The sequence below is a fragment of the Rhodobacter sp. SY28-1 genome (assembly GCF_005222785.1).
In the GTDB taxonomy this organism is placed as follows: Bacteria; Pseudomonadota; Alphaproteobacteria; order Rhodobacterales; family Rhodobacteraceae; genus Tabrizicola.
Genome location: NZ_STGH01000001.1, coordinates 536,439 through 559,339, shown reverse-complemented (window position 1 = coordinate 559,339; position 22,901 = coordinate 536,439). Strand labels below are relative to the sequence as shown.

General features: G+C 65.4%; 22 protein-coding genes. 13 read left to right on the top strand and 9 right to left on the bottom strand.

All coding sequences use genetic code 11. The features are described from left to right. Positions 1-29: 29 nt before the first annotated feature. Positions 30-1,433, bottom strand: a complete 1,404-nt coding sequence (argH, locus tag E8M84_RS02795; RefSeq protein ID WP_137109648.1) for an argininosuccinate lyase — start codon at positions 1,431-1,433, stop codon at positions 30-32. Between argH and E8M84_RS02790 the strand changes: the two genes are divergently transcribed. After that, positions 1,432-2,013, top strand: coding sequence for a TlpA disulfide reductase family protein (locus E8M84_RS02790; protein ID WP_240790269.1), 582 nt, complete (start codon positions 1,432-1,434; stop codon positions 2,011-2,013). The two genes, argH and E8M84_RS02790, sit on opposite strands and share 2 nt — an antisense overlap. Positions 2,014-2,094: 81 nt before the next feature. On the opposite strand, the gene E8M84_RS02785 is transcribed toward E8M84_RS02790, so the two are convergent. The 4 genes from E8M84_RS02785 to E8M84_RS02770 all read right to left on the bottom strand — a co-directional run bounded on the left by E8M84_RS02785 (position 2,095) and on the right by E8M84_RS02770 (position 6,151). After that, positions 2,095-2,883, bottom strand: coding sequence for an exodeoxyribonuclease III (locus E8M84_RS02785; RefSeq protein ID WP_137109646.1), 789 nt, complete (start codon positions 2,881-2,883; stop codon positions 2,095-2,097). Positions 2,884-2,890: 7 nt separating this feature from the next. After that, a complete protein-coding gene (locus tag E8M84_RS02780; protein WP_137109645.1) occupies positions 2,891-3,847 on the bottom strand; it encodes an alpha/beta fold hydrolase in 957 nt (318 codons plus the stop codon). Between the two features lie 331 nt (positions 3,848-4,178). Beyond that, positions 4,179-4,865 (bottom strand): response regulator transcription factor, encoded by a 687-nt coding sequence (locus E8M84_RS02775; RefSeq protein WP_137109644.1) that lies wholly within the window; start codon positions 4,863-4,865, stop codon positions 4,179-4,181. A gap of 113 nt (positions 4,866-4,978) precedes the next feature. Next, the gene (locus E8M84_RS02770; RefSeq protein WP_137109643.1) at positions 4,979-6,151 is read right to left on the bottom strand and encodes a phytanoyl-CoA dioxygenase family protein; all 1,173 of its coding nucleotides are present in this window, start codon (positions 6,149-6,151) and stop codon (positions 4,979-4,981) included. Between the two features lie 95 nt (positions 6,152-6,246). Here E8M84_RS02770 and E8M84_RS02765 point away from each other — a divergent pair, with 95 nt between their 5' ends. After that, a complete protein-coding gene (locus tag E8M84_RS02765; RefSeq protein WP_137109642.1) occupies positions 6,247-7,260 on the top strand; it encodes a LacI family DNA-binding transcriptional regulator in 1,014 nt (337 codons plus the stop codon). 65 nt (positions 7,261-7,325) lie between these two features. Further along, entirely contained in the window at positions 7,326-8,414 is a 1,089-nt protein-coding gene (gene ribA / locus E8M84_RS02760; RefSeq protein ID WP_137109641.1) for a GTP cyclohydrolase II, read from the top strand. 1 nt (position 8,415) lies between these two features. On the opposite strand, the gene E8M84_RS02755 is transcribed toward ribA, so the two are convergent. Next, positions 8,416-9,141: a DUF6065 family protein gene (locus E8M84_RS02755; RefSeq protein WP_137109640.1), complete on the bottom strand. Its 726-nt coding sequence runs from the start codon at positions 9,139-9,141 to the stop codon at positions 8,416-8,418. A gap of 86 nt (positions 9,142-9,227) precedes the next feature. Here E8M84_RS02755 and E8M84_RS02750 point away from each other — a divergent pair, with 86 nt between their 5' ends. From E8M84_RS02750 to E8M84_RS02725, 6 genes are all read left to right on the top strand, one after another. After that, a complete protein-coding gene (locus E8M84_RS02750; protein WP_137109639.1) occupies positions 9,228-9,731 on the top strand; it encodes a L,D-transpeptidase in 504 nt (167 codons plus the stop codon). Between the two features lie 55 nt (positions 9,732-9,786). Further along, a complete protein-coding gene (locus E8M84_RS02745; protein ID WP_137109638.1) occupies positions 9,787-11,646 on the top strand; it encodes an alpha-amylase family protein in 1,860 nt (619 codons plus the stop codon). Between the two features lie 82 nt (positions 11,647-11,728). Further along, on the top strand, positions 11,729-13,204 hold the full coding sequence (locus E8M84_RS02740; RefSeq protein ID WP_137109637.1) for an FAD-binding protein: 1,476 nt from the start codon (positions 11,729-11,731) through the stop codon (positions 13,202-13,204). A 1-nt stretch (position 13,205) separates the two neighbouring features. Further along, positions 13,206-13,604 (top strand): hypothetical protein, encoded by a 399-nt coding sequence (locus tag E8M84_RS02735; RefSeq protein WP_170971830.1) that lies wholly within the window; start codon positions 13,206-13,208, stop codon positions 13,602-13,604. Further along, on the top strand, positions 13,601-14,647 hold the full coding sequence (locus E8M84_RS02730; protein WP_137109636.1) for a hypothetical protein: 1,047 nt from the start codon (positions 13,601-13,603) through the stop codon (positions 14,645-14,647). Before E8M84_RS02735 ends, E8M84_RS02730 begins: the two co-directional genes overlap by 4 nt. Further along, the gene (locus E8M84_RS02725; RefSeq protein WP_137109635.1) at positions 14,637-14,924 is read left to right on the top strand and encodes a hypothetical protein; all 288 of its coding nucleotides are present in this window, start codon (positions 14,637-14,639) and stop codon (positions 14,922-14,924) included. Before E8M84_RS02730 ends, E8M84_RS02725 begins: the two co-directional genes overlap by 11 nt. A gap of 2 nt (positions 14,925-14,926) precedes the next feature. Here E8M84_RS02725 and E8M84_RS02720 read toward each other — a convergent pair whose 3' ends face one another. The 3 genes from E8M84_RS02720 to E8M84_RS02710 all read right to left on the bottom strand — a co-directional run bounded on the left by E8M84_RS02720 (position 14,927) and on the right by E8M84_RS02710 (position 17,806). Further along, the gene (locus E8M84_RS02720) at positions 14,927-15,589 is read right to left on the bottom strand and encodes a YggS family pyridoxal phosphate-dependent enzyme (RefSeq protein ID WP_137109634.1); all 663 of its coding nucleotides are present in this window, start codon (positions 15,587-15,589) and stop codon (positions 14,927-14,929) included. Between the two features lie 93 nt (positions 15,590-15,682). Next, on the bottom strand, positions 15,683-16,699 hold the full coding sequence (locus E8M84_RS02715; RefSeq protein ID WP_170971829.1) for a porin: 1,017 nt from the start codon (positions 16,697-16,699) through the stop codon (positions 15,683-15,685). 180 nt (positions 16,700-16,879) lie between these two features. Beyond that, positions 16,880-17,806, bottom strand: a complete 927-nt coding sequence (locus E8M84_RS02710) for a porin (protein WP_170971828.1) — start codon at positions 17,804-17,806, stop codon at positions 16,880-16,882. Positions 17,807-18,064: 258 nt separating this feature from the next. Between E8M84_RS02710 and E8M84_RS02705 the strand changes: the two genes are divergently transcribed. The 4 genes from E8M84_RS02705 (at position 18,065) to holA (ending at position 22,875) form a co-directional block, all read left to right on the top strand. Then, positions 18,065-18,613: a DUF3576 domain-containing protein gene (locus E8M84_RS02705; protein ID WP_137109631.1), complete on the top strand. Its 549-nt coding sequence runs from the start codon at positions 18,065-18,067 to the stop codon at positions 18,611-18,613. 101 nt (positions 18,614-18,714) lie between these two features. After that, positions 18,715-21,342: a leucine--tRNA ligase gene (gene leuS, locus E8M84_RS02700; protein WP_137109630.1), complete on the top strand. Its 2,628-nt coding sequence runs from the start codon at positions 18,715-18,717 to the stop codon at positions 21,340-21,342. Positions 21,343-21,388: 46 nt separating this feature from the next. Further along, positions 21,389-21,865 (top strand): LPS assembly lipoprotein LptE, encoded by a 477-nt coding sequence (lptE, locus tag E8M84_RS02695; protein WP_240790268.1) that lies wholly within the window; start codon positions 21,389-21,391, stop codon positions 21,863-21,865. Further along, entirely contained in the window at positions 21,862-22,875 is a 1,014-nt protein-coding gene (holA, locus tag E8M84_RS02690; RefSeq protein WP_137109628.1) for a DNA polymerase III subunit delta, read from the top strand. Before lptE ends, holA begins: the two co-directional genes overlap by 4 nt. The last annotated feature ends 26 nt before the right edge of the window (positions 22,876-22,901 follow it).

Genomic DNA, 22,901 nt, shown 5'->3' with positions numbered 1-22,901 from the left:
CCGCAGACTAGCACCGACCATCGCGGGCGTCACCCCAACGCCTGTTTCCAGCGCGCGACCTGCGCCCGGACCTGATCCGGTGCGGTGCCGCCATAGGAGGAGCGGCTGCGTACCGAGTTTTCGACGCCGAGGACGGAGTAGATTTCCTGCGTGATGCCGGGATGGACGCTGTTCATTTCCTGCAGCGACAGATCGGGCAGGTCACAGCCCTTGGTTTCCGCCATTGCGACGAGGGCGCCGGTAACGTGGTGCGCTTCGCGGAACGGAAGGTTCAGCGTCTTGACCAGCCAGTCGGCCAGGTCGGTGGCGGTGGAGAAGCCGCTGGCGGCGGCGGCCTTCAGGGTGTCGCGGTTCGCAGTCATGTCGCTGACCATCCCGGTCATCGCGGCAAGGCCGAGCATCAGGCTGTCTGCCGCGTCGAAAACCTGTTCCTTGTCTTCCTGCATGTCCTTGGAATAGGTCAGCGCCAGGCCCTTCATGATGGTGAACAGCGCGACCGTGGCGCCGAGGATGCGGCCGAGTTTCGCCCGCAGCAGTTCCGCCGCGTCGGGGTTCTTCTTCTGCGGCATGATGCTGGAGCCGGTGGTCCAGCGGTCCGACAGGCGGACAAAGCGGAACTGGGCCGAGGACCAGATCACCAGCTCTTCGGCAAAGCGCGACAGATGCATGGCGCAGATCGAGGAGGCGGCGAGGAATTCGAGCGCGAAGTCGCGGTCGGAAACGCTGTCGAGGCTGTTCGCCGTCGGGCGGTCGAAGCCAAGCGCCTTGGCCGTGGCGTGCCGGTCGATGGGGAAGCTGGTCCCGGCGAGTGCCGCAGCGCCCAGGGGGCACTCGTTCATCCGGCGGCGCGCGTCTTCAAAGCGGCTGCGGTCGCGGGCGAACATCTCGACATAGGCCATCATGTGGTGACCCCAGGTCACGGGCTGGGCGGTCTGCAGGTGGGTGAAGCCGGGCATGACCCAGTCGGCCCCGGCCTCGGCCTGGGCCAGGAAGGCCTGCATCAGGCCCGTGAGCCCCTCGATGGCCTGGTCGCACTGGTCGCGGACCCAGAGGCGGAAATCGACGGCGACCTGGTCATTCCGCGACCGCCCGGTGTGCAGCCGCTTTCCGGCCTCGCCGATCCGCTCGGTCAGCCGGGCCTCGATGTTCAGGTGGATGTCTTCAAAGTCGGTGGTGAAAGGGAACTTTCCGGCCTCGATCTCTGACAAGATCGCGAGCAGGCCTTCCCCAATCGCCTTGGCATCCATATCAGTGATGATGCCCTGCGCGGCCAACATCGCCGCATGGGCCCGGCTGCCCGCGATGTCCTGGGCGTAGAGTCGCTGGTCGAACCCGATCGAGGCGTTGATCGCCGTCATGATCGCGCTTGGACCTTCGGCAAAGCGCCCGCCCCACATCGTATTGGCGGCTTTGGGATCGCGGGGGTCGGACATGAGCGGGGCTTTCTGGGGCGGAACGGACAGGGTGGGAAACGTGCGGAAATGGCTGGTCGTCCTTTATACGGCCTTGATGCTTGGTGCAAACCCGGGCTTGGCCGACGTGGCCGCCTTGCGCGACGGCGACATGAAGAAGCTGATGCTGCTGGGCGCGCCCATCGCGGTGCCCGAGGCGGTGCTGCTGGACGCCGACGATGCGGAGCACGCGCTGGGCGACTACAAGGGCAAGTGGGTGGTCCTGAACTTCTGGGCGACCTGGTGCGCGCCTTGCCGTCAGGAGATGCCGTCGCTGGACCGGCTGCAGGCGGCGATGCCGGAGATCGCGGTGGTCCCGGTCGCCACGGGGCGCAACGCGGTGGAAGGGATCAAGCGGTTCTTCGACGAGGCCGGGGTGACAAACCTGCCCATCCGGCGCGATCCGCAGTCGGAACTTGCCCGGGCGATGCATGTCATGGGCTTGCCGGTTACGGTCATCATCAACCCCGAGGGGCAGGAAGTCGCCCGGCTGATCGGCGACGCCGAATGGGACAGCGACAGCGCGAAGGCGGTGCTGGGGGCGCTGGTGGCGGGTCAGTGACCAGATACTCCTCGTTCGACTTCGTCTCCTCGTCGTGAGGGACCTCAGCGAGGAGTGACGAAGTCATCGACGAGCGGACCCCTAGAGGTCGAACGTCGCAAATACCGGGACGTGGTCGCTGGGTTGCTCCCATCCCCGCACCGGGCGCAGAATGCGGCTGCCAGAGGCGGCGCCAGAGATGTCCGGGGTGGCCCAGATGTGGTCCAGCCTGCGGCCCTTGTCGGCGCCATCCCAGTCGGGGCTGCGATAGCTCCACCAGCTGTAAAGGCGGCCTTGCGGGATGTCTTGGCGGGTGATGTCCTGCCAGCGGCCTGCCGCCATCGTCTCGCCCAGATGGGCGACCTCGATGGGCGTGTGGCTGACGATTTTCAGCAGCGCCTTGTGGTCCCAGACGTCATCCTCACGCGGGGCGATGTTCAGGTCGCCGACCAGGATCGCCTTGTGCGGACGGTCGGCGCGGAAGTGGTCGCGCATGTGGGTCAGGAAGTCGAGCTTCTGGCCAAACTTGAGGTTTTGCTCACGATCTGGGATGTCGCCGCCCGCGGGCACATAGAAGTTGTGGATGGTGACGCCGTTTTCCAGCCGTGCCGCAACATGCCGGGCATGGCCGAGCGTGGCAAAGTCGTGGCCGCCGACATCCTCGATCGGCAGTTTGGACAGGATCGCGACGCCGTTGTAGCCCTTCTGTCCCCGCGCGACGACATGGGTGTAGCCAAGGGCGCGGAAGCCCTCCATCGGCAGAAGCTCGACTGGGCACTTGCACTCCTGCAGGCAAAGCACATCCGGTGCCTCTTCGGTCAACAGGCGAGAGACCAGCGCCTCGCGCAGGCGGACCGAGTTGATGTTCCAGGTGGCAAGGGTGAAGGGCATTGGGTCCTCAGTCGGCAAGGTCGGACAAGGTGGCGATCAGCGCGACCTGGAATTCGGCCGGCGCTTCGACGTGGGGAATATGGCCAACCTCGGTCAGAATGGAAAGCGGCCCGCCGGTCAATTCGGACAGGCGTTCGCCCTGGGTCAGGGGGGTGGTGGTGTCGCGGTCGCCCCAGAGGAAGGCGACTGGCAGGGTCAGCGCTTGCCATGCCTCGGGTCGGGTGGATTGCGCGTCGGTCGGCGGGACCAGAAGCGTGGGCAGCCAGTCGGCAATCGCGGCAGTGGTGCCCGCGCGGCGGCCGGGCTGGTTCAGCATGGTGACGATGTCGCCGGTCGCCGCATCCTTGCGATACAGGAATTTCCGCAGCATCGGCCCCATGGCGGGCGGGTTCGTAACGGTGGCAGAGACGGCCAGTTCACGGGTGATGCGGGTGCGAAGCGGCAAGGGCAAGGTTGCGGGTTTGGTGTGGCTGTAAAGAACGATGGCCCCCGACACGACCACCAGGCCGGCGAAGGCATCGGGGCGCTGCATCACCGCCTCGGCCCCGGCGCCAGCGCCGAAGGAATGTGCAACGAGGATCGGGCGGATGCGCAGGGAGTCTACCAGCGCCAGCACGCGGCTGGCCTGCGTGGTCCGGCTGTAGTCGCCCAGTGGGTCGCGGAAGGACCAGCCCATTGGCGGCATGTCGAAGGCAATCGCGCGATAGCCCGCATCCGCCAGCGCCTGGGACGTCGGCTGCCACATCCGCGACCAGCCGACCGATCCATGAATGAGAAGGATCGCTGGGCCGTCCTGCGGCCCCAGTTCCTCGACATAGATCGGACCAAGCGCGGTCTCGACGATCCGCCCTTCCGCCGGTGGGGTGTCGCTGTCTTCGCGGAAAGCAGCGGCCAGACGCAGCCCGATCAGCAGGGCGATGACCAGCCCGAGGAGAAAAAGGATCGACATGCCAAGCTTGCGCATCGCCCATGGCTAGCAGGGGTCCGCCGCCCGGGCAATCGGGCAAAAAAAGGCCGGGCAAGAAGCCCGGCCAGGTCCAACAGGGAGGATGCCGCGCCATAACCCCGACGCGACCAGGGGAACTTGCTGCACAACCGGTGCATGAGGAAAAAGTAGCAATCAAATCCGGCAACAATAAGCCCTAAGCGGCAAGATTTCATGTTTGTTGCAAGGCGGTCGCAATAAACCGTGTCGTCGCTGCAACAAAAAAGCCCGGATCGAAATCAATAAGACCCGGGCCAGGTCCAACAGTGAGGGAACCGCGCCTTTGCCCCGACGCGGCCAGGGGAACAAGTCAGGCGACCAGCCGGTATCCGCCGCTTTCGGTGACCAGAAGCCGGGCGTTCGAGGGATCGGGCTCGATCTTCTGGCGCAGACGGTAGATGTGGGTTTCCAGCGTGTGGGTTGTGACACCCGCGTTGTAGCCCCAGACCTCGTGCAGCAGGACATCCCGCGCCACCACGCCCGCAGTCGAGCGGTAGAGGTATTTCAGGATGTTGGTTTCCTTTTCCGTCAGGCGGATCTTCTTGTCCTTTTCATCCACCAGCATCTTCTGGGCGGGCTTGAAGGTATAGGGCCCAAGCTGGAACACCGCGTCTTCGGACTGTTCGTGGGTCCGAAGCTGCGCGCGGATGCGGGCCAGAAGGACCGGGAACTTGAAGGGCTTGGTCACATAGTCATTGGCACCAGCGTCCAGACCCAGGATCGTGTCGCTGTCGGTGTCATGCCCGGTCAGCATCAGGATCGGGCATTTGACGCCCTGCTTGCGCATCCGGCGGCAAAGCTCACGTCCGTCGGTATCGGGCAAGCCCACGTCAAGGATCACCAGGTCGAATAGACCGGCCTTGACCTTCTCCATGCCGTCGGCACCGGTGCCGGCTTCGAAGACGTCGAAGTCTTCGGTCATCACGAGTTGCTCGCTGAGCGCTTCGCGCAGATCGTCGTCATCGTCGACGAGCAGGATTTTCCGCAGTCCGGCCATGGAAGCCTCCGTTGCTGATGCGCTTGAGATGCGCGCCGATCACGAAAGCCGCAAGGTTTGCAACAAATCCCTCACGCGGTCGTGTCGCCAGTGCGGAAATTGTTTCAGACCTGTCATGTTGCGTTCTTCCGTTCCAGGTCCGACAGGGCGGCATCAAGCTGCGCATCGGTCCAGCCTTCGCACACCGCCTGGGTCAGGAAATCGGCCATCGTGCGGGGGGCAAGGCCGCCGATGGGTGGGTTGCGGTCAAGGTTGGTCGGGAAGGGATAGCCCTCGGCTGTGGCGGCGATGACATTCGCGACATCGATCCCCTTCCCGCCCTGGCGCAGGACGGCGAAGACGGCGCGGCTCATCCTGGCGCGGTCAACCGATTCCATCGCCCGTCCGAAGGCCGAAGAAACCTGGAGGAGGTTGACCATCCGGAAGCGGTCCGTCGTGCGGTTGGTCCCTGCCCCGTGCATGACGGCCGGGTTGAAGAACAAGGCATCGCCTTTCGACAGCGGCAGCTGGACATGGTGCTTTGCGAAGTGGTCCTGAAATTCGGGCCGCGAGAAGGCGAGGTAGCCTTCGTGGAACTGTTGCGAAAACGGCAGCAGCATCGTCGGCCCGGTTTCCACCGGCATGTCGCAATGCGCCACGGCCCCTTGCAGGGTCAGGACCGGCGAGATCGAATGGATATGGGCGGGGAATCGCGCCATCTGTTCGGGCGACATGAAGCCCAGGTGGTAGTCGCGATGCGGGACCTGCGCCGCGCCGCCGGGGTTCACCCGGTTGACCTGTGCGGTCATCTGGTACGCCGGGCCAAGCCAGGCCTCGGACGCCAGCGCAAGTGCATTGGCGCTGTAGTAGGCGGCAAAGTTGGCGGGGTCGGCCAGGCAGTGCTTTTCCAGCGAGTTCCAGATCCTGTCGTTCGCCCCGGGTTTCGCGAAATGGTCACCGCCGCCGAGGTTGGCGGCCTTTTCTTCGGCAATGATCGTCTCGAAGATCGCGGAGGCGCGGTCGACCACGGCCGCATCGGGAAGAGCGTCGCGGATCACGACGATGCCGGGGCCGTCCGAGAAAGCCCAGGCCCATTCGGTGGTCAGCGCGCGGCAGGCCTGCGGATCGCGGGCCGCGCTGGCGACGGCTTCGCCGGTGTAGATCGGGATGTTCTGCACCACCTCGGCGGCCTGGTGCACATCTTCGGGCGCGGTCCGTTGTGCGACCTGGGCCTTGAACTGGTGGAAATCGCCGCTGTCGGCGCTGATCCAGACCGGGCGGCGGGCGGGGCGGGAGGGGGCGTTCATGGCTGCGGTCCTTTGTCGGGGCTTTGCAGCACACTGCCCTTCGCAGGATGTTTCGCACAGTTGCGATTCACCTCAAAATCACCTCAACTGCAGGGATGACCCGCCGCTTCGGCATCAAGGAAATCGCGTTTCAGGCGGGCCTCAGCCCGGCGACGGTCGACCGCGCGCTGCACGGTCGGGACCATGTCCGCAGCCTGACGCGGGAAAGGGTCGCGGCGGCGCTGGCCGAACTGGAGAGCCAGCATGCCGCCAGCCTGGCGCAGGGCCGCCGGTTCACCATCGACATCTTCATCCAGTCGCCCGACCGGTTCTCCACCGCCGTCCGCGCGGCCTTCGAGGCGGAACTACCGCTGGTCCGGCCCGTGGCCTTTCGCGCGCGGTTCCACCTGGCCGAAGTGATGGAGGAACGCGAGATCGTCGCGCGCCTGACTGCCATAGCCCGGCGGGGCAGCCACGGGATCGTGCTGAAGGTCCCTGCCACACCGGCAATCGAGGCGTGCCTGGCCGCAATCAAGGCGCGGGGCATCCCGGTCGTGACCTACGTCACCGACATCGCCACGCCCTTGCGGCTGGCCTATGTGGGGATGGAGAACCGCCGTGCAGGGGCGACGGCCGCCTATCTGCTGCAACGGATGCAGCGGCAGGAAGGGGCGCGGGTGCTGGTCACCCTGTCCTCGCAGATGTTCCGGGGCGAGGATGAACGGCGGATCGGTTTTCTTGACCATCTGGCGCGCCACGGCCCGGTGCTGCCGACGCTGACGGTCTCGGAAGGGTTGGGGGTGGACCGCACGACGCGGCAGTTGGTGCTGGAGGCGCTGCGGCGGCATCCCGATATCGGCAGCGTCTATTCCATCGGGGGCGGCAACCGCGCCATACTTGACGCCTTTGCCGAGGCGGGGCGCGGGATCGACGTCTTTGTCGCGCACGACCTTGACCGGACCAATCGCCAGCTTCTGGCCGAGGGCAAGCTGACCCTGGTCCTGCACCACGATTTTCGCCAGGACGCGCGGCAGGTCTCGCTGCATTTCCTGCGCTTTCATCGGCTGGTCCCGCCTGATGCAGCAGTCAATCCGACCGACATCCTAATCGCCTGTCCGACCGATCTTTAGCCATTTGCCCGGGCGGCGGCGCGCAAAGGCTTCCGCCCCGGGGCTTTGCGGCCTAGATAGGGGGCATGTCCCTTGGCCTGACCATTGCCGAACGCCTGACCCGCGCCCGTGGCGATCTGCGCATGGGGGTTCCCGTGGTGCTGTGCGGGGCGGGTGAGGCGGTGCTGGTGGCGGCTGTCGAGACGCTGGATGCCGCCCGTCTGGCCGACCTGCGCGGGTTTGGCGCGCCCGTTCTGGCGATCACCGAACGGCGCGCGACGACGCTGAAGGCGCGGGCCTATGACGGCGACCTTGCACGGATCGTTCCTCCGTCAGACGCCGATCTTGGCTGGCTGCGGTCGGTGGCAGACCCGGCGGATGACCTGCGGATGCCGATGAAGGGCCCCCTGCAATCGCTGCGTGACGGCCAGGCCGATCTGGCGCGGGCTGCGCTGGGGCTGGCGAAGTCGGCGCATCTTCTGCCAGCCGCCCTGATGGTGCCGGTCGAGAACGCGCTGGCGCTGGCAGGGTCACATGGCCTGACACTGTTGGCGCTGGACGAGATTGCCCCCGCTTTGGCCGCTTTGCCGCCGATGGAAGAGGTCGTCTCGGCCCGGGTGCCGCTGGTGGCAGCGGCTGCGGGCCGGGTGCATGTGTTCCGCCCCGATGACGGCGGCGAGGAGCATTACGCCATCGAGATCGGCCGCCCGGATCGCGACCAACCGGTGCTGGCGCGGCTGCATTCGGCCTGCTTTACCGGCGATGTCCTTGGGTCGCTGAAATGCGATTGCGGGCCGCAACTGCGCGCCGCACTGGCGCAGATGGGCGAAGCGGGCGCGGGCGTGCTTTTGTACCTGAACCAGGAAGGCCGCGGGATCGGTCTGGCGAACAAGATGCGGGCCTATTCCCTGCAGGATCAGGGCTTTGACACGGTCGAGGCGAACCATCGCCTGGGGTTCGAGGACGACGAGCGTGACTTCCGCATCGGGGCGGAAATCCTGCGCAAGCTGGGGTTCCGGTCCGTGCGGCTGTTGACCAACAACCCGAAGAAGCTGGCGATGATGGAAGGCTGCGGCCTTCAGGTGACAGAGCGTGTGCCGCTGCGGGTGGGCGAGACGGTCGAGAACCGGGCCTACCTTGCGACCAAGGCCGCGAAGTCCGGGCACCTTCTGTAGGTCATTCGAACCGCGGCTCCTCCAGCCTGCGCTTGCGGACATGGATTTCCGGCGCGGTGCCGCCGCCTTGGGGCGGACGAGCGTTGAAATAGTGCTTCTGCCAGCCCTGCCGCAGGGTTTCGGGGTTCTTCTCGGCGTGCAGTTTCAGGAACGTATCGCGCGCCCCGCGCCAGGCGTCGTATTCGGCCTTCAGGTCCGGGGCGTCCTCCAGCTTGCGGATCACCGGCTCGACCGCATCAAGTTCGTAGTGCTGGATCAGGGTGATGAAGCAGAACGGCTCGCCCTTCTTGAACCGCGCGCGCCCGGGCCGCGTCATCCGCCAGTTCATCGTGAAGGGAAACGGGAGCCAGTCGGTCTCGATCAGGCCGGTCAGCGGCTGGATGGCGTCCTTGACGTGGTTCGGCGCGCCTGTGGCCCAGATCGCCCAGCCGGGGGGCGTGCGGAACAGGTAGCCGGGGTGAAAGGTCAGGACGCCGCCGCCGAAATGCGACAGGGCCAGACCTTGCGCCTCTTCTGACACCTTCAGCGCGTCGATGCTGGGGCTTCCGTCCCATTCGACCTGAAAATCGGCGGTGCAGCGGATTTCCCAGCCCGAGGTGTTGGCCATGGCCAAGGGCAGGCAGCGATAGGGGAACCGCTGGTTGAAGGCATCCATCCAGTCGCGATCGGGAACCCCCGGCACCAGCGGTGGTGGCGAAGGCTTCACCATGTAGCAGTCCAGACGCATGCGCTTGCCTCCTGCAACCCGGGCGTGTTGAAGCGAGCTTATGGGATAGCAATTGACCGCACCACCGTTTCGAATAGATCACCGGCATGACATCGCTTGACCTGGTCATCACGCCGATGGGCGCCCTGTTTCGCGGTCGCCGCTTTGCCTGCAGCGTGGGGCGTGGTGGCATCGTCCCCGCGTCGTTGAAGCGCGAGGGGGATGGGGCCACGCCCGCGGGGAAACACAGGCTGGTCGGGATGCTGTATCGCCCCGACCGGCTGACCCGGCCCGCCGACTGGGCGCTGCCGATCGGGCCTTTGGATTTGTGGTCGGATGACCCGGAGGACGAGGACTACAACCTGATGGTCCGCGCTCCGCACCAGTTCAGCCATGAACGGTTGCGGCGGGCTGATCCGATGTATGACCTTGTCATCATCACCGACTGGAACTGGCCCTATGCTGAACCGGGCCGGGGCTCGGCGATCTTCATCCACCAGTGGCGCAGGCCCGGCGCGCAGACGGCGGGCTGCATCGGCCTGTCGCGCCGCGACCTGCACTGGATCGCCCCGCGCATCACGCATCAGACGCGGTTGATCGTGCAGGGCTGACCCCTTCCCAAAACGCTTTGACCTGCATAAACTGCGGCAAGTTTGGGGGGAAGCCATGGCCAGAACGACCAGCGCAGACGATCAACTTTTCGAATTGCGGCTGGCCCGGTCCGCACCCGACCTGTTCCCGATGCTGGAGGCGCTGTATGGCGCGCGGCCGGACTATCCAGTGTTCCGCGACAAGCTGGTGAAAGCCCTGCGCAAGGGTTGGGGCGACCGGCCAGAGGATCTGAAGCGGCTGGATCTGCAGCGCGATCTGGAGCCGGACTGGTTCCAGCGCCCCGGCATGGCGGGCTATGTCTTCTACATCGACCGCTTCAACGGCACGCTGGAGGGCGTACTGGACCGGCTGGACTATCTGGAAGACCTGGGGATCACCTATGTCCACCTGATGCCCTGCCTCAAGCCGCGCCCCGGTGACAGTGACGGCGGCTATTCGGTGATGGACTACCGCCAGATCAACCCGGCCTTCGGGACGATGGCGGAGTTTGAGGCGGTCAGCGCCGCCCTGCGCACCCGGGGGATGTCGCTGTGCGTCGACCTGGTGCTGAACCACACGGCGAAGGAGCATGCCTGGGCGAAGAAGGCGGCGAAGGGGGATGCGACCTATCAGGACTACTACCTGATGTTCGACACGCCCGACATGCCGCGCCTTTATGAACAGACGCTGGTCGAGGTCTTCCCCGACAATGCTCCTGGCAACTTCACCCATTACCCCGAGATCGGAAAATGGGTCTGGACCACCTTCAACGAACACCAGTGGGACCTGAACTGGGCCAATCCGGCGGTGTTCCTGGAAATCGTCGAGGTCATGCTGTTCCTTGCAAACAAGGGCGTCGACGTGCTGCGGCTGGATGCGGTGGCCTTCATGTGGAAGCGGCTTGGCACGCGCTGCCAGTCGGAACCCGAGGTCCACATGATCCTGCAGGCGCTGCGGGCCTGTTCGCGCATCGCCTCGGCTGCGGTCATCCATTTGGAGGAGGCGATCGTCTCGCCGTCCGAGATGCTTCCCTACCTTGGCCGGGGCAAGCATGACGGCAAGGAGGGCAACCTTGCCTACCACAACAGCCTGATGGTGCAGTTCTGGTCCGCACTTGCGACGCGCGACACCCGGTTGATGACCCATGTGCTGGCCACGCATTTCCCCGACCGGCTGACCAATGCGACCTATGCCAACTACATCCGCTGCCATGACGACATCGGCTGGGCGGTGACGGATGAGGACGCGGCGGCGGTCGGTCTGTCGGGGCACTCGCACCGCAATTTCCTGTCGGATTTCTATGAGGGGACTTTCCCCGGAACCTTTGCCAAAGGCGCGCTGTTCCAGGTCAACGAGCTGACTGGCGACAAGCGGATTTCCGGCAGCTTCGCCTCTCTGGCCGGGATCGCGCAGGACCCGGAGCTTGCCGTCCAGCGCATCCTTATGGGCCACGCGCTGATCGCGGCCTGGGGCGGGATCCCGCTGATCTACATGGGCGATGAACTCGCCCTGCCGAACGACGAGGGTTATCTGGCGAACCCCGACCACGCGCATGACAGCCGCTGGATTCACCGGCCCCGGATGGACTGGGCGCTGGCAGATGCACGACATCAGGGCGACACGCCCGCGGCCCGGGTGTTCCGGGGGACGAAGGCCATCCTGGCCCGTCGCGCGGCGACCCCGGCCCTGCACGCTGCGGTGCCGGTGCGGGTCGTGGCCGCGGGAAACGACGCGGTTCTGGCCTTCCAGCGGCTGGCGCCGACCGGGACGCTTCTGGGCCTGTTCAACTTTACCGAACACTGGCAGCACCTGCCCGAGGCCGTCGTCCGCTCGCTGGGGGTCAGCGCATTCCACGACGAGCTTTCCGATGCCCATGTCGAGGCGCACCACGGCCAGATCGCCCTGCCGCCCTATGCAAGGGTCTGGTTGACCTGACGCCCCCCGCGTCCGGAAAAGCCGACTGGACCGGCCACGGGGAACGGAACATTCTGTGCGCGGGACAAATGAAGGGTGCCATATGGCGCTGACAAGACGAGCCGCGCTGGTCGGCGCGGGGGCTGCAGTGGGCGCTTTGGGCGGCCGTTGGATGGGGGCATCCCTGCCCTCGCTGGATGGGGTGACGGTGATCTCGCCTGTGGGCGGGGAGACCATGTTGAACGACGCCTCACAGCTGTCGGAAACGCCGATCTTCAAGCATGTCATCGTGAAGGAGCCGCCCGGCGATGCGCTGGTGGCCGCGTTGCGGGCAGAGCTGAAAGAGGCCGAGGCCGCCGGTCGCCCGGTCAATCTGGCCGCCGCCCGACATTCGATGGGTGGGCAGGCGATCCCGCGCGATGGTCACGCGATAACCTTCGACTATCCCTTCGTCAGTTTCGAGCCGGGGGCCGAGACCTATACCGTGCAGGCCGGGACGCGCTGGCATCAGGTGATCTCGGCGCTGGACCCCTTCGGGATGTCGCCCAAGGTCATGCAGTCGAACGCCGATTTCGGGGTGGCTTCCACCTTCTCTGTCGGCGCGCATGGTTGGCCGATGCCCTTTGGGCCGATGGGGTCCACGGTGCGGTCGGTGAAGATGGTGCTCGCGGATGGCAGTCTGGTGACCGCCTCGCGCAGCGAAAACGCCGACCTGTTCGCGGCAGCGATGGGCGGCTACGGCCTGATCGGCCTGATCACCGAGCTGGAGGTGGAGGCGGTGCCGAACCAGCTTCTGGAGCCCACCTTCCAAACCCTGCCCGCCACCGATTTCGCCACCGCTTTCGTGGCCACGGCCAGCGGTGACGTGCCGATGGCCTATGGCCGGTTGAACATCGACCGCGAAGGGTTCTTCGACGACGCGCTCCTCGTCACTTACCGGCCGGTTGAGGGCGAGATTCCTCCTGCCGCCGGGTCCGGGTTCCTGTCCAAGGCCTCCCGCGCGATCTTCCGGGCGCAGCCGGGCAACGAATGGGTGAAACGCCGCCGCTGGGGGATCGAGACTGGGGTCGGCGCGATGCTGGCGGGGGCTTCCAGCCGGTCGTCCCTGATGAACGAGCCGGTGATCACGCTGGACGACCGCGATCCGACCCGGACGGACATCCTGCACGAATACTTCGTGGCCCCGGACCGCTTCAACGATTTCATCGCTGCCGCCAAGGCGATCATCCCGGGCAGCTATCAGGAGCTTCTGAACATCACCCTGCGCTGGGTGGCGCAGGACCCGACTGCTATGCTGTCCTATGCCCCGCAAGGGCAGCGCATCGCCTCGGTGCTGCTGTTCAGCCAGGAGATGACGGCGCGGGCCGAGGCTGACATGGCCCGGATGACGCAAGAGATGATCGAGGCGGTGCTGGCCATTGGCGGCAGCTACTATCTGCCCTACCGGCCGCATGCGACGCTGGACCAGTTCCGCCGCTGCTTTGCCCGGTCGGCGGAATTCGTCGCGCTGAAGCGGCAGGTCGATCCTGGCCTGCGGCTGCGCAATGCCCTTTGGGACAAGTACATGGTGGAGGCCTGAGATGGTGCTGCAACGGAAAGTGGCCTTTGCCTATGCGGTGATCCTCGCGCTGGTGGCCAGTCTGAACTACCTCCCTATCCCCGGGATCGTGGACGCTGAGGGCCGGACCTTCGGCATCTTCGCGCTGGATATTTTCGACGATGCGCTGCACCTTGCCTCGGCGCTTTGGGCGCTGGCGGCGGCGGTGATCTCGGCCCGGGCCAGCCGGATGTTCCTGATCCTGTTCGGAACGCTGTATTTCCTGGACGGGATCCTCGGTTGCTTTGCCGGGTCGGGGTTCCTGGACCTTGGCATCTTCACCTGGGGCTGGCTGGACATTCCCGTGACGCTGAAAATCCTGTCTTCGGTACCGCATTTGGTGCTGGGCGGGATCGCGCTTGCCGTGGGGTTGCGGCGGTGAGGGTCCTCTTCCGCCTTTTCAAGCGGCTGGTCCTGCTGCTGGTCGTTGTGGTCCTGGGCCTTCTGTTGCCCGTGGCTTACATCGAAACCATGTGTCGGCCCGAAGGCGCGCTGGTGGCGCATGACCCGCTGGTCGGGGCCGACTGGCAGCGGCCCGAGGGGCGGACGTTGCTGACTTACCCGGAATGGCACATCGTGCATGTCTATGGCGATTATGGCGAGGTGATCCGCACCGGCGACCCACATGGCTATGGCTTCCTGTCGGCCATCGGCGGCTTCTGGTCCTCGACCTGCGCGCTGTCGCAGGCGTCGGGGCCGCATGGCGGCTTCCCGTGGGAAACCAAGCAAATGGTCTATACCATCGGCGTCAGTTTTACTGCCGAACTGCTGGCGAAAGCCGCCTATGAGGAAACCGTGGGGCGTGTTGTCGTCGCTCTGCGTGGGGCAGATCGTGCGCCACTGGACGACCTGTCGGCGCGGCAGGCGGCGGACTACGCGGTCTTCCTGCAGCAGGTGCCGTGGTACAAATGGGACTTTACTCGCGATGCCGAGGCGCTTGCGGCCGCCGCAACCGACGCCCAGCGGGACCGGGAACGCCTCTTTGCACTTGGCCTCGAATACCGGGCGAAGGCGGCCTATGCCAAGGTGATCGAGGCTGCCGTGGCCGCCGTCGGTGCCGATCAGCTGCGGCTGCGGGCGGTGGTTGGCGGGCTGTCGGCCGAGGCTCTGGCTGCCCTGCCCGACGTGCAGGTGATCGAGACCTTGCCCGACGGCGTGGTGATCGAGGCCCCGCGCTATCGCGCCTTCACCCGGCTGGCCGAACAGATCGTGGCGGACGGCGGCAGTTTCGTCGAGATCGCCGGGAACGACGACATCCTCTTTACCGCCATCACTCCCGAGGCCACGTTCCCCGGGGCGATCCATTCCTTCGCGCGACAGGGCAATTCCGGTTTCCGGCATCTGGTGCTGGTCCCGGTGGCCGACCTGGACGCGGTGTTGCGCGACCTGCCCCGGGAAGCTCTGGAACATATCCATGACTACTGACCTTGGCCGCTGGCTGATCGCCGTGCCACTGGTGCTGGCAGGATGGGTCGTGGTCCTGGCCCTGGTGGCCTGGCTGGGGGGCGAGGCCCCTGCCCTTCTCGTGCTGTTCCCGCCCGACAACCTTATCGCCACCTTGCCCGACGGGGTGGCCGTGGTCGGACGGGGGCCGGTCAGCCTGACGGTCAGCGGCGGGAGTGACCTTGCGGCGCAGCTGTACCGGCTTGGGGCGCCGCTGGTGCTTCCGGCCGGTTTGCAGGGTTGCCTGCCACAGGGGTAACCTCACGCGCGGGGCGCGTAGCTCCGGGCCCCGAAGATCGCGCTGCCGACGCGGATATGGGTCGCGCCGTGGGCGATGGCGGTCTCGAAATCGCTGCTCATTCCCATCGACAGGCCCGTGAGCCCGTGGTCCGCGGCCATCTGGGCCAGCATCGCGAAATGCGGGGTGGCGTCCTGATCCTCGGGCGGGATGCACATCAGGCCCACAGGTGACAGGTCCATCGCCCGGCAGTCCTTCAGGAACCCCGCAAGATCTGCAGGCAGGACGCCCGCCTTCTGCGGCTCTTCCCCCGTGTTCACCTGCACGAACAGCTGCGGCAGCGCCCCGCGGGCCTGCCCGAGACTGGCCAGCTTCTGCGCCAGCGAGGGGCGGTCCAGCGTGTGGATCGCATCGAACAGATCGACCGCCAGCTTGGCCTTGTTGGTCTGCAGGGGGCCGATCATGTGCAATTCCACCAGCCCGAAGCGTTCGCGCCAGGCGGGCCATTTTCCGGCGGCCTCTTGCACATAGTTCTCGCCAAAGACCCGGTGCCCTTCGGCCAGCACCGCCTCCACCCTTTCAGGCGGTTGCACCTTGGACACGGCGATCAGCCGGACCGAGCCTTCCGCCCGCCCCGCCGCACGTTCCGCCGCGCGCACCCGCGCCTGGATGTCTGCCAGTCCCATGACTTCCCCCGTTTGCAGGGCAACCTAACCGGGTGGGGCGAAAAGAAAAGAGCGGGCAGTGCCCGCTCTTTCCGTATCGTCTGTCCGATTGGATCAGAACGAGAAGGTCAGACCCAGATCGTAGGCCGTGTCTTCCACAGAAGCGGCCGCGCCGATGGTTTCATCCAGGCGAACAACACCGCCCGAGACTGCAGCACCGCCGCCCAGGTCATAGGACGCGCCCAGGCCGAGCGCATCGACCGAGTAGACGTTCCCGGTGCCGTCAAGCGAGCCATCCTTGGACGAGGCATAGGCCGTAAGCGAGAGGGCATCTGCCGTGTAGGTGCCGGACAGCGCCCACTGGTCAAGTTCGTAGGCGAGCACGTTGCTGTCGTTCAGGTCAGCTTGCGAATAGCGCGCCTTGACGGTGACGGCACCGAAGCCCGCGTCCGCACCGACAACCCAGTTCTTGGCGTCGATGAACAGCGGCCCGCCGCCAACAGCATCGAAGTCCAGCTTTTCATAGCCGAGCGAGAACTTGTAGGTGTCGATCGTGTAGGCGCCAGCGACCGAGTAGGCCTGTGCGTCAAAGCCACCACCAAGCGGCGCGACATAGTCAAGCTGCGTCGACGAGGCGTAGATCGAGACCGGACCGGTGGAGTATTCGTACAGGACCGAGGTGTCGGTCGAGTAGTCCACGCTCGGGAACGGAGGCAGCGGGCCGTTGAAGTTCACCCCGCCGGTGGCGATGTAGGTGATCTCGTTGTGGTCGGACAGGCCGGTGTAGCCGACGCCGTCAACCTGGCCGACCGCTGCCGCTGCGGCGCCGTCGACGTCGCCCATGGTCAGCTTGCCGAACGCGCCCGAGATGAAGACGGTGTTGTCGCCGTTCAGGTAGCCGTCGCCCGGAGCATCGTCCTGGTCGTGACGCACCGAAGCGCCGAAGGCCAGGCCGGTATCGGTTTCGCCGGAAGCGGTGAACACGATGCGGACACGGCTGGAGAATTGTGCGTCGGTATCGCCGAAGTCACTGACGATACCCATCCGGGCCGAACCGGAGAGAGCGATCTCGGCCGAGGCTGCGCCTGCGCAGAATGCGAGGATCGCGGTAGATGCAAGGAGCTGCTTCATTTTGGTTTTTCCTGTTGCAAACCTGATTGTGACAGCACCAGAACCGGCGGGTCTTGGCAAGAATCCGCGCATCGGTGTTGCACAATTGGCAGGAGCAGTGTTCCGGACGCCACAGCCCTGCTGCAGAAAAGAAAAGAGCGGGCAATGCCCGCTCTTTCCGTATCGTCTGATCCCGAAGGATTAGAACGAGAACTTCAGGCCGAGGTCGGCACCCATGGCGTCGTCGATGCCATCGTTCTGCTGCGAGATGATCGAGCCAGCAACGGTAGCGCCGCCGCCCAGGTCATAGGCAATACCGATGCCGATGTGCTGGGTGTCGGTCGAAGCCGGGTCGACAAGGTCGTTTGCGTTGAACGTGGTGACGTTCTCGACGTTGCCGTAATCGGTGTAGAAGGCGGTGAAGGTCGTCGCACCGGCCGTGTAGTCCACCGAGAGAGCGTACATCACGTCGGTGTCAGCGCCAGCGACGTCCAGATCAGAAACGCGGGCTTTCACCGTAGCAGCGCCGAAGGTCGCCGAAGCGCCCAGCGACACCATGTCGTTGTCGTTCACGCCGTCATCTTCGTTTTCCCAAGCCAGGGCAACCGAGTAGCCGTCAGCAGCATACTTCACGCCAACGTTCAGCGTGTCACGAGCGGTTTCCTGCTGGCCAGCGCCCAGACCGAAGGTGAACGCGCCCGAGGAGTACTCGTAGTACACTGCGGTCTTGTTGGTGCCGATGAAGTTGATCTCCTGAGCGGCATCCAGCGGGCCGTAGCCGACGCCCGACACTTGGCCAACGAGAGCATCAGCAGCGCCCGAAACGTCGCCCATGGTCAGCTTGCCGAAAGCGCCCGAGATGAACACGGTGTTGTCGCCGTTGCAGTAGCCGTCGCACGGAGCATCGTCCTGGTCATGACGCACCGAAGCGCCGAACGACAGACCGGTGTCGGTTTCGCCCGAAGCGGTGAACACGATCCGAACGCGCGAGTTGAACGTGGTGGACGAGTCGGCACCATCATCGAAGTACACCAGACCCATGCGGGCCGAACCCGACAGGGCGATTTCCGCGGAGGCAGCGCCAGCCATCAGAGCGAACGCGCTGGTCGCGAGAAGAATCTTTTTCATGTTTCCCTCTTTCTTCAAGGTAAGCCCGCCGCAGGGGAATCCGCAGGGGAATGGATCGTATTTCCACCGTGACGCCCCCGATTGCAACGACTGGGAGCAGAAAGGGCGAAATCCCCGGAAAGTTGGTGCAGCTATGCCACAGGTTCCGGACAACCCCTGTCGCCACGGTCGCTGCACACGCGCAAGGCAGGCGCGAAAGGCCTTGGCAGGCCCCGGAGGCTCGGCTAGACAGCAGGCAAGGGTACGAAGGATGGCCGGATGATCTTGCATCAACTCAGCAAAGCGGCGCTGGTAACAGGGCTCGCCTTCACGCTCTCTGCCTGTGGCGGCGGAATTGGCAGCGGCAACCTGTTCGGCAAGCGCGGTTCCATCCCGACCGAAGACCAGATGACCCGCAAGGAACGTGCCGATGCCCAGCGCGCGGCCAACGCGGCGGCGAACCCCGACCGCGAGGAGAAGGGGTCGACGATCTGGGACCTGTTCTCGGCGTCCGACAACCCGAACACCACGGTCGAGGTCAACAAGTACATCTGGCAGGCCAGCCTGGAAGTGCTGAACTTCCTGCCCATCGAATCGGTCGACCCGTTCACCGGCGTCATCGTGACCGGCTATGGTCGGCCTCCGGGGGGCGGTCGGGCCTATCGCGCGACGATCTATGTGCAGGACCCGGCGCTGGATGCCCGCAGCCTGAAGGTTGCGGTGCAGGGCCAGGGCGGCAGTTCGGTCGCGCCGGAAACCGTGCGGGCCATCGAGGACGCGATCCTGACCCGCGCCCGGCAGCTTCGCATCCGCGACAGCAAGCTTTAAGGGCACCCGGTCCCTTTTCCAGTCAATCGCAAGCCGGGAAGGGGTGGACCTTTCCCGGCTTAAATGTGTAATTCCGCGCGGAAATCCGCACGAGGCCCCTGATGTCCCGCTATGACCCTTCGGTGATTGAACCCAAATGGCAAGCTGCCTGGGAGGCGGCGGGGACGTTCACGGCGAAGCGCGACCCGTTGAAGCCCAAGTACTATGTGCTTGAGATGTTTCCCTATCCCTCGGGCCGCATCCACATGGGGCATGTGCGCAACTACACGATGGGCGACGTCGTGGCGCGGACCAAGGCGGCGCAGGGCTATTCGGTGCTGCATCCGATGGGCTGGGACGCCTTCGGGATGCCGGCCGAGAACGCGGCGATGGAGCGGGGGGGCCATCCGAAGGACTGGACCTACGGCAACATCGCGGACATGAAGGCCCAGATGAAGCCGCTGGGCCTGTCCATCGACTGGTCGCGCGAGCTTGCGACCTGCGACCCGGAATATTACGGCCAGCAGCAGGCGATGTTCATCGACATGATGGAGGCCGGGCTGGTCTACCGGAAGGCCGCCGTGGTGAACTGGGACCCGGTCGACATGACGGTTCTGGCGAACGAGCAGGTGATCGACGGCAAGGGCTGGCGGTCGGGCGCTGCCGTGGAACGGCGGGAACTCACGCAGTGGTTCTTCAAGATCTCGGATTACTCCGAGGAGTTGCTGTCGGCCCTGGACGGGCTGACCAACTGGCCCGAGAAGGTGCGCCTGATGCAGGCGAACTGGATTGGAAAGTCGCGCGGGTTGCAGTTTGCGTTTGAAACGGTCGGCGCGCCGGAAGGCTTTGAAAAGCTGGAGGTCTATACGACCCGCCCCGACACGCTGATGGGCGCGTCATTTGCCGCGATCAGCCCGGACCATCCGCTGGCCAAGGCTTTGGAGTCCGATCCGAATGTGGCCGAGTTCGTGGCGCTCTGCCGCAAGGGCGGCACCAGCGCCGAGGAGATCGAGACGGCCGAGAAGATCGGTTACGACACCGGCATCCGAGTGAAGCATCCGCTTGATCCGGCTTGGGAACTGCCAGTCTGGATCGCCAACTTCATCCTGATGGACTATGGCACCGGCGCGATTTTCGGCTGCCCGGCGCACGACCAGCGCGACTTCGACTTTGCGACCAAGTATCGCCTGCCGATCAAGCCGGTGTTCACTGCCGATGGCTCCGATGCCGCGCTGGCCGAGGCCTTCGTGCCCATGAAGTCGGAAAAGGTCCACTACATTCGCGGCTTTGCCGGGGAGAAGGTGCAGACCGGCGAAGAGGGCGTTGCCACGGCCATCGCCCATGCCGAAACGCAGGGCTATGGCAAGGGCGTGACCAAGTTCCGCCTGCGCGACTGGGGGGTCTCCCGCCAGCGCTATTGGGGCTGCCCGATCCCGGTGATCCACTGTGCGACCTGCGGCGTGGTGCCGGAAGACAAGAAGAACCTGCCCATCGAGCTGCCTTATGACGTCAGCTTTGACGTCCCCGGCAACCCCTTGGACCGTCACCCGACCTGGCGCGACTGCACATGCCCGAAATGCGGCGCGAAGGCCCGGCGCGAGACGGACACGATGGACACCTTCGTCGATTCGTCCTGGTACTACGCCCGCTTTACCGCGCCCCGCGCGACGACTCCCACGGTGCTGGAAGATGCCGATTACTGGATGAACGTCGACCAGTACATCGGCGGGATCGAGCATGCGATCCTGCACCTGCTGTATTCCCGGTTCTTTGCCCGGGCGATGCAGAAGACGGGGCATCTGCCGCAGAAGGCCATCGAGCCGTTCAACGCGCTGTTCACCCAAGGGATGGTGACGCACGAAATCTACAAGACCACCGACGCGCAGGGCCGCCCGGTCTATCACCTGCCCGAGGACGTGACCGTCTTCACCGTGGCTGACCGCCGGATCGTCGTGCTGGGCGATGTGCCGCCGCCGGTGGACATGATCGACGACGTCGACGCCTTCATCCGCGCCCTGAGCGACGAGGGAATTCTGGTCGAGGTCATCCCCTCGGCCAAGATGTCGAAATCGAAGAAGAATGTCGTCGACCCGATGAACATCATCGCCCAGTTCGGCGCGGACACCGCGCGCTGGTTCGTGATGTCGGATTCCCCCCCCGAACGCGACGTGGAATGGACCTCCGCCGGGGCCGAGGCCGCGTTCAAGCACCTTTCCCGGGTCTGGGGCCTGTGCGACCGCATTAGCCAGATGCCCGCCGACCATCAGGGCGAAGGGGACGCAGCACTAGTAAAGGCCACGGCCAAGGCGATCGACGAAGTCACGAAGGGAATCGAGGGCTTTGCCTTCAACAAGGCCATCGCCGCTCTGTATGGGTTCACCAACACCATCGCGAAGGCAAATGCCTCGACGCCGGTGATGCGCGAGGCGATCCGGACGCTGGCCCGGCTGATGTCGCCGATGACACCGCATCTGTCCGAGGAAATCTGGGTGCTGCAAGGTGGTGCGGGCCTGTGCGCGCAAGCCGCCTGGCCCAAAGCGGACCCGGCTTTGCTGGTCGATGACACCGTGATCCTGCCGATCCAGATCAACGGCAAGCGCCGGGCGGAAATCAGCGTGCCGAAGGATATGCCCGCGGCAGAGGTTGAAAAGCTGGCGCTGGCGGATGAGGATGTGGTCAGGTTCCTTGCCGGTCAGCCGGTGAAGAAGATCATCGTCGTGCCGGGCCGCATCATCAATGTCGTCGTCTGATCGAAAAGACCGCATCACCGATCGCTTCCCTGCCCAGGAACGGGCGGTGAGCCGTCGGTTCGTCGTCCTTGCCCCGCTGGCCCTTGCCGCCTGCGGCTTTACCCCGGCACTGGCACCGAACGGCCCGGCGACGGCCCTTCTGGAAACCGTCTATGTCCAGGACCCGTCCGACAAGAACGGCTTTGACCTGGTCGAACGGCTGGAAGAACGGCTCGGCCGCCCGGAGAACCCGAAGTACGATCTCGCCTATACCATCACCACGGAAACCGTGGGCGTCGGCATCACCGCCGACAACAAGATCACGCGCTACAATGTGAAAGGCGTCGTCGATTATGCTCTGACCGACCGCACGTCGGGCACCCGGGTGACCGGCGGACGAGTCCAAAGCTTCACCGCCTATTCCGCCACCGGGTCCACCGTTGCCGGGCTTGCCGCCGAGGAAGACGCCGCTTACCGGCTGATGCGCATCCTGGCTGACCAGATCGTTGCTCGGCTGATCGCCGCTTCCGCCAGCCTGCCATGATCCTGAAGGGGGTCGAGGCCGCCCGGTATTGCGCAAAGCCCGATCCAGGCCGCGCCGGGCTGCTGATCTTCGGGGCCGATGCCATGCGGGTGGCGCTGAAACGGCAGGACGCCATTGCCGCGCTGGTCGGGCCGGAGGGCGAGGCCGAAATGCGCCTGACCCGGATGTCCGGGGGTGATCTGCGCAAGGACGCAAGCCTCCTCCTGGATGCAATCAAGGCCGTGGGCTTCTTCCCCGGCCCGCGCGTGGCCTTTGTCGAGGATGCGACGGACGGTCTCTCTGACACCATCGCCACCGCGCTGAAGGAATGGAAACCGGGCGATGCGGTGATCGTCATCACGGCAGGGGGTCTGACCGGCAAATCCGCGCTGAAGACGCTGTTCGAAAAGCACCCGAATGCGGTCAGCATCGGGCTTTACGACGATCCGCCCAGCCGGGAAGAGATCGAGGAGGCGCTGAGGAAGGCGGGTCTGCGCGACATTGACCGCGAAGCGATGAACGATCTGAACACCCTCGCGCGGGCACTTGACCCCGGTGACTTCCGCCAGACGCTGGAGAAGATCGCGCTGTACAAGTGGGGCGACCCCACGCCCCTGACCCCCGCCGACGTTGCCGCCATGGCCCCGGCGACGATCGAGGCCGAGGTCGACGACCTGATCGACGCCGTGGCCGAGGCCCGCAGCGCCGCCATTGGCCCCTTGTTCCGGCGGCTGGAGGGTCAGGGCGTGCTGCCGGTCACCATCTGCATCGGCGCGCTGCGGCATTTCCGCATCCTGCACGCCGCCGCAACCGACCCGCAGGGGCCGGGTGTCGGCATCCAGAAGGCCCGCGTGAACTTCAAGCAGAAGGACGCGATGGGTCGGCAGGCCGGACAATGGGGCACCCGCGCGCTGGAATCTGCCGTGGCGGTGCTGGTCGAGACCGACCTGATGCTGCGCTCTACCAGCAAGGCACCCGGTATGGCCGTTATGGAACGCGCGCTGATCCGCATCGCGATGACCCGGCGCTAGGCCCCGATTTCTTCGAAGAAATCGGC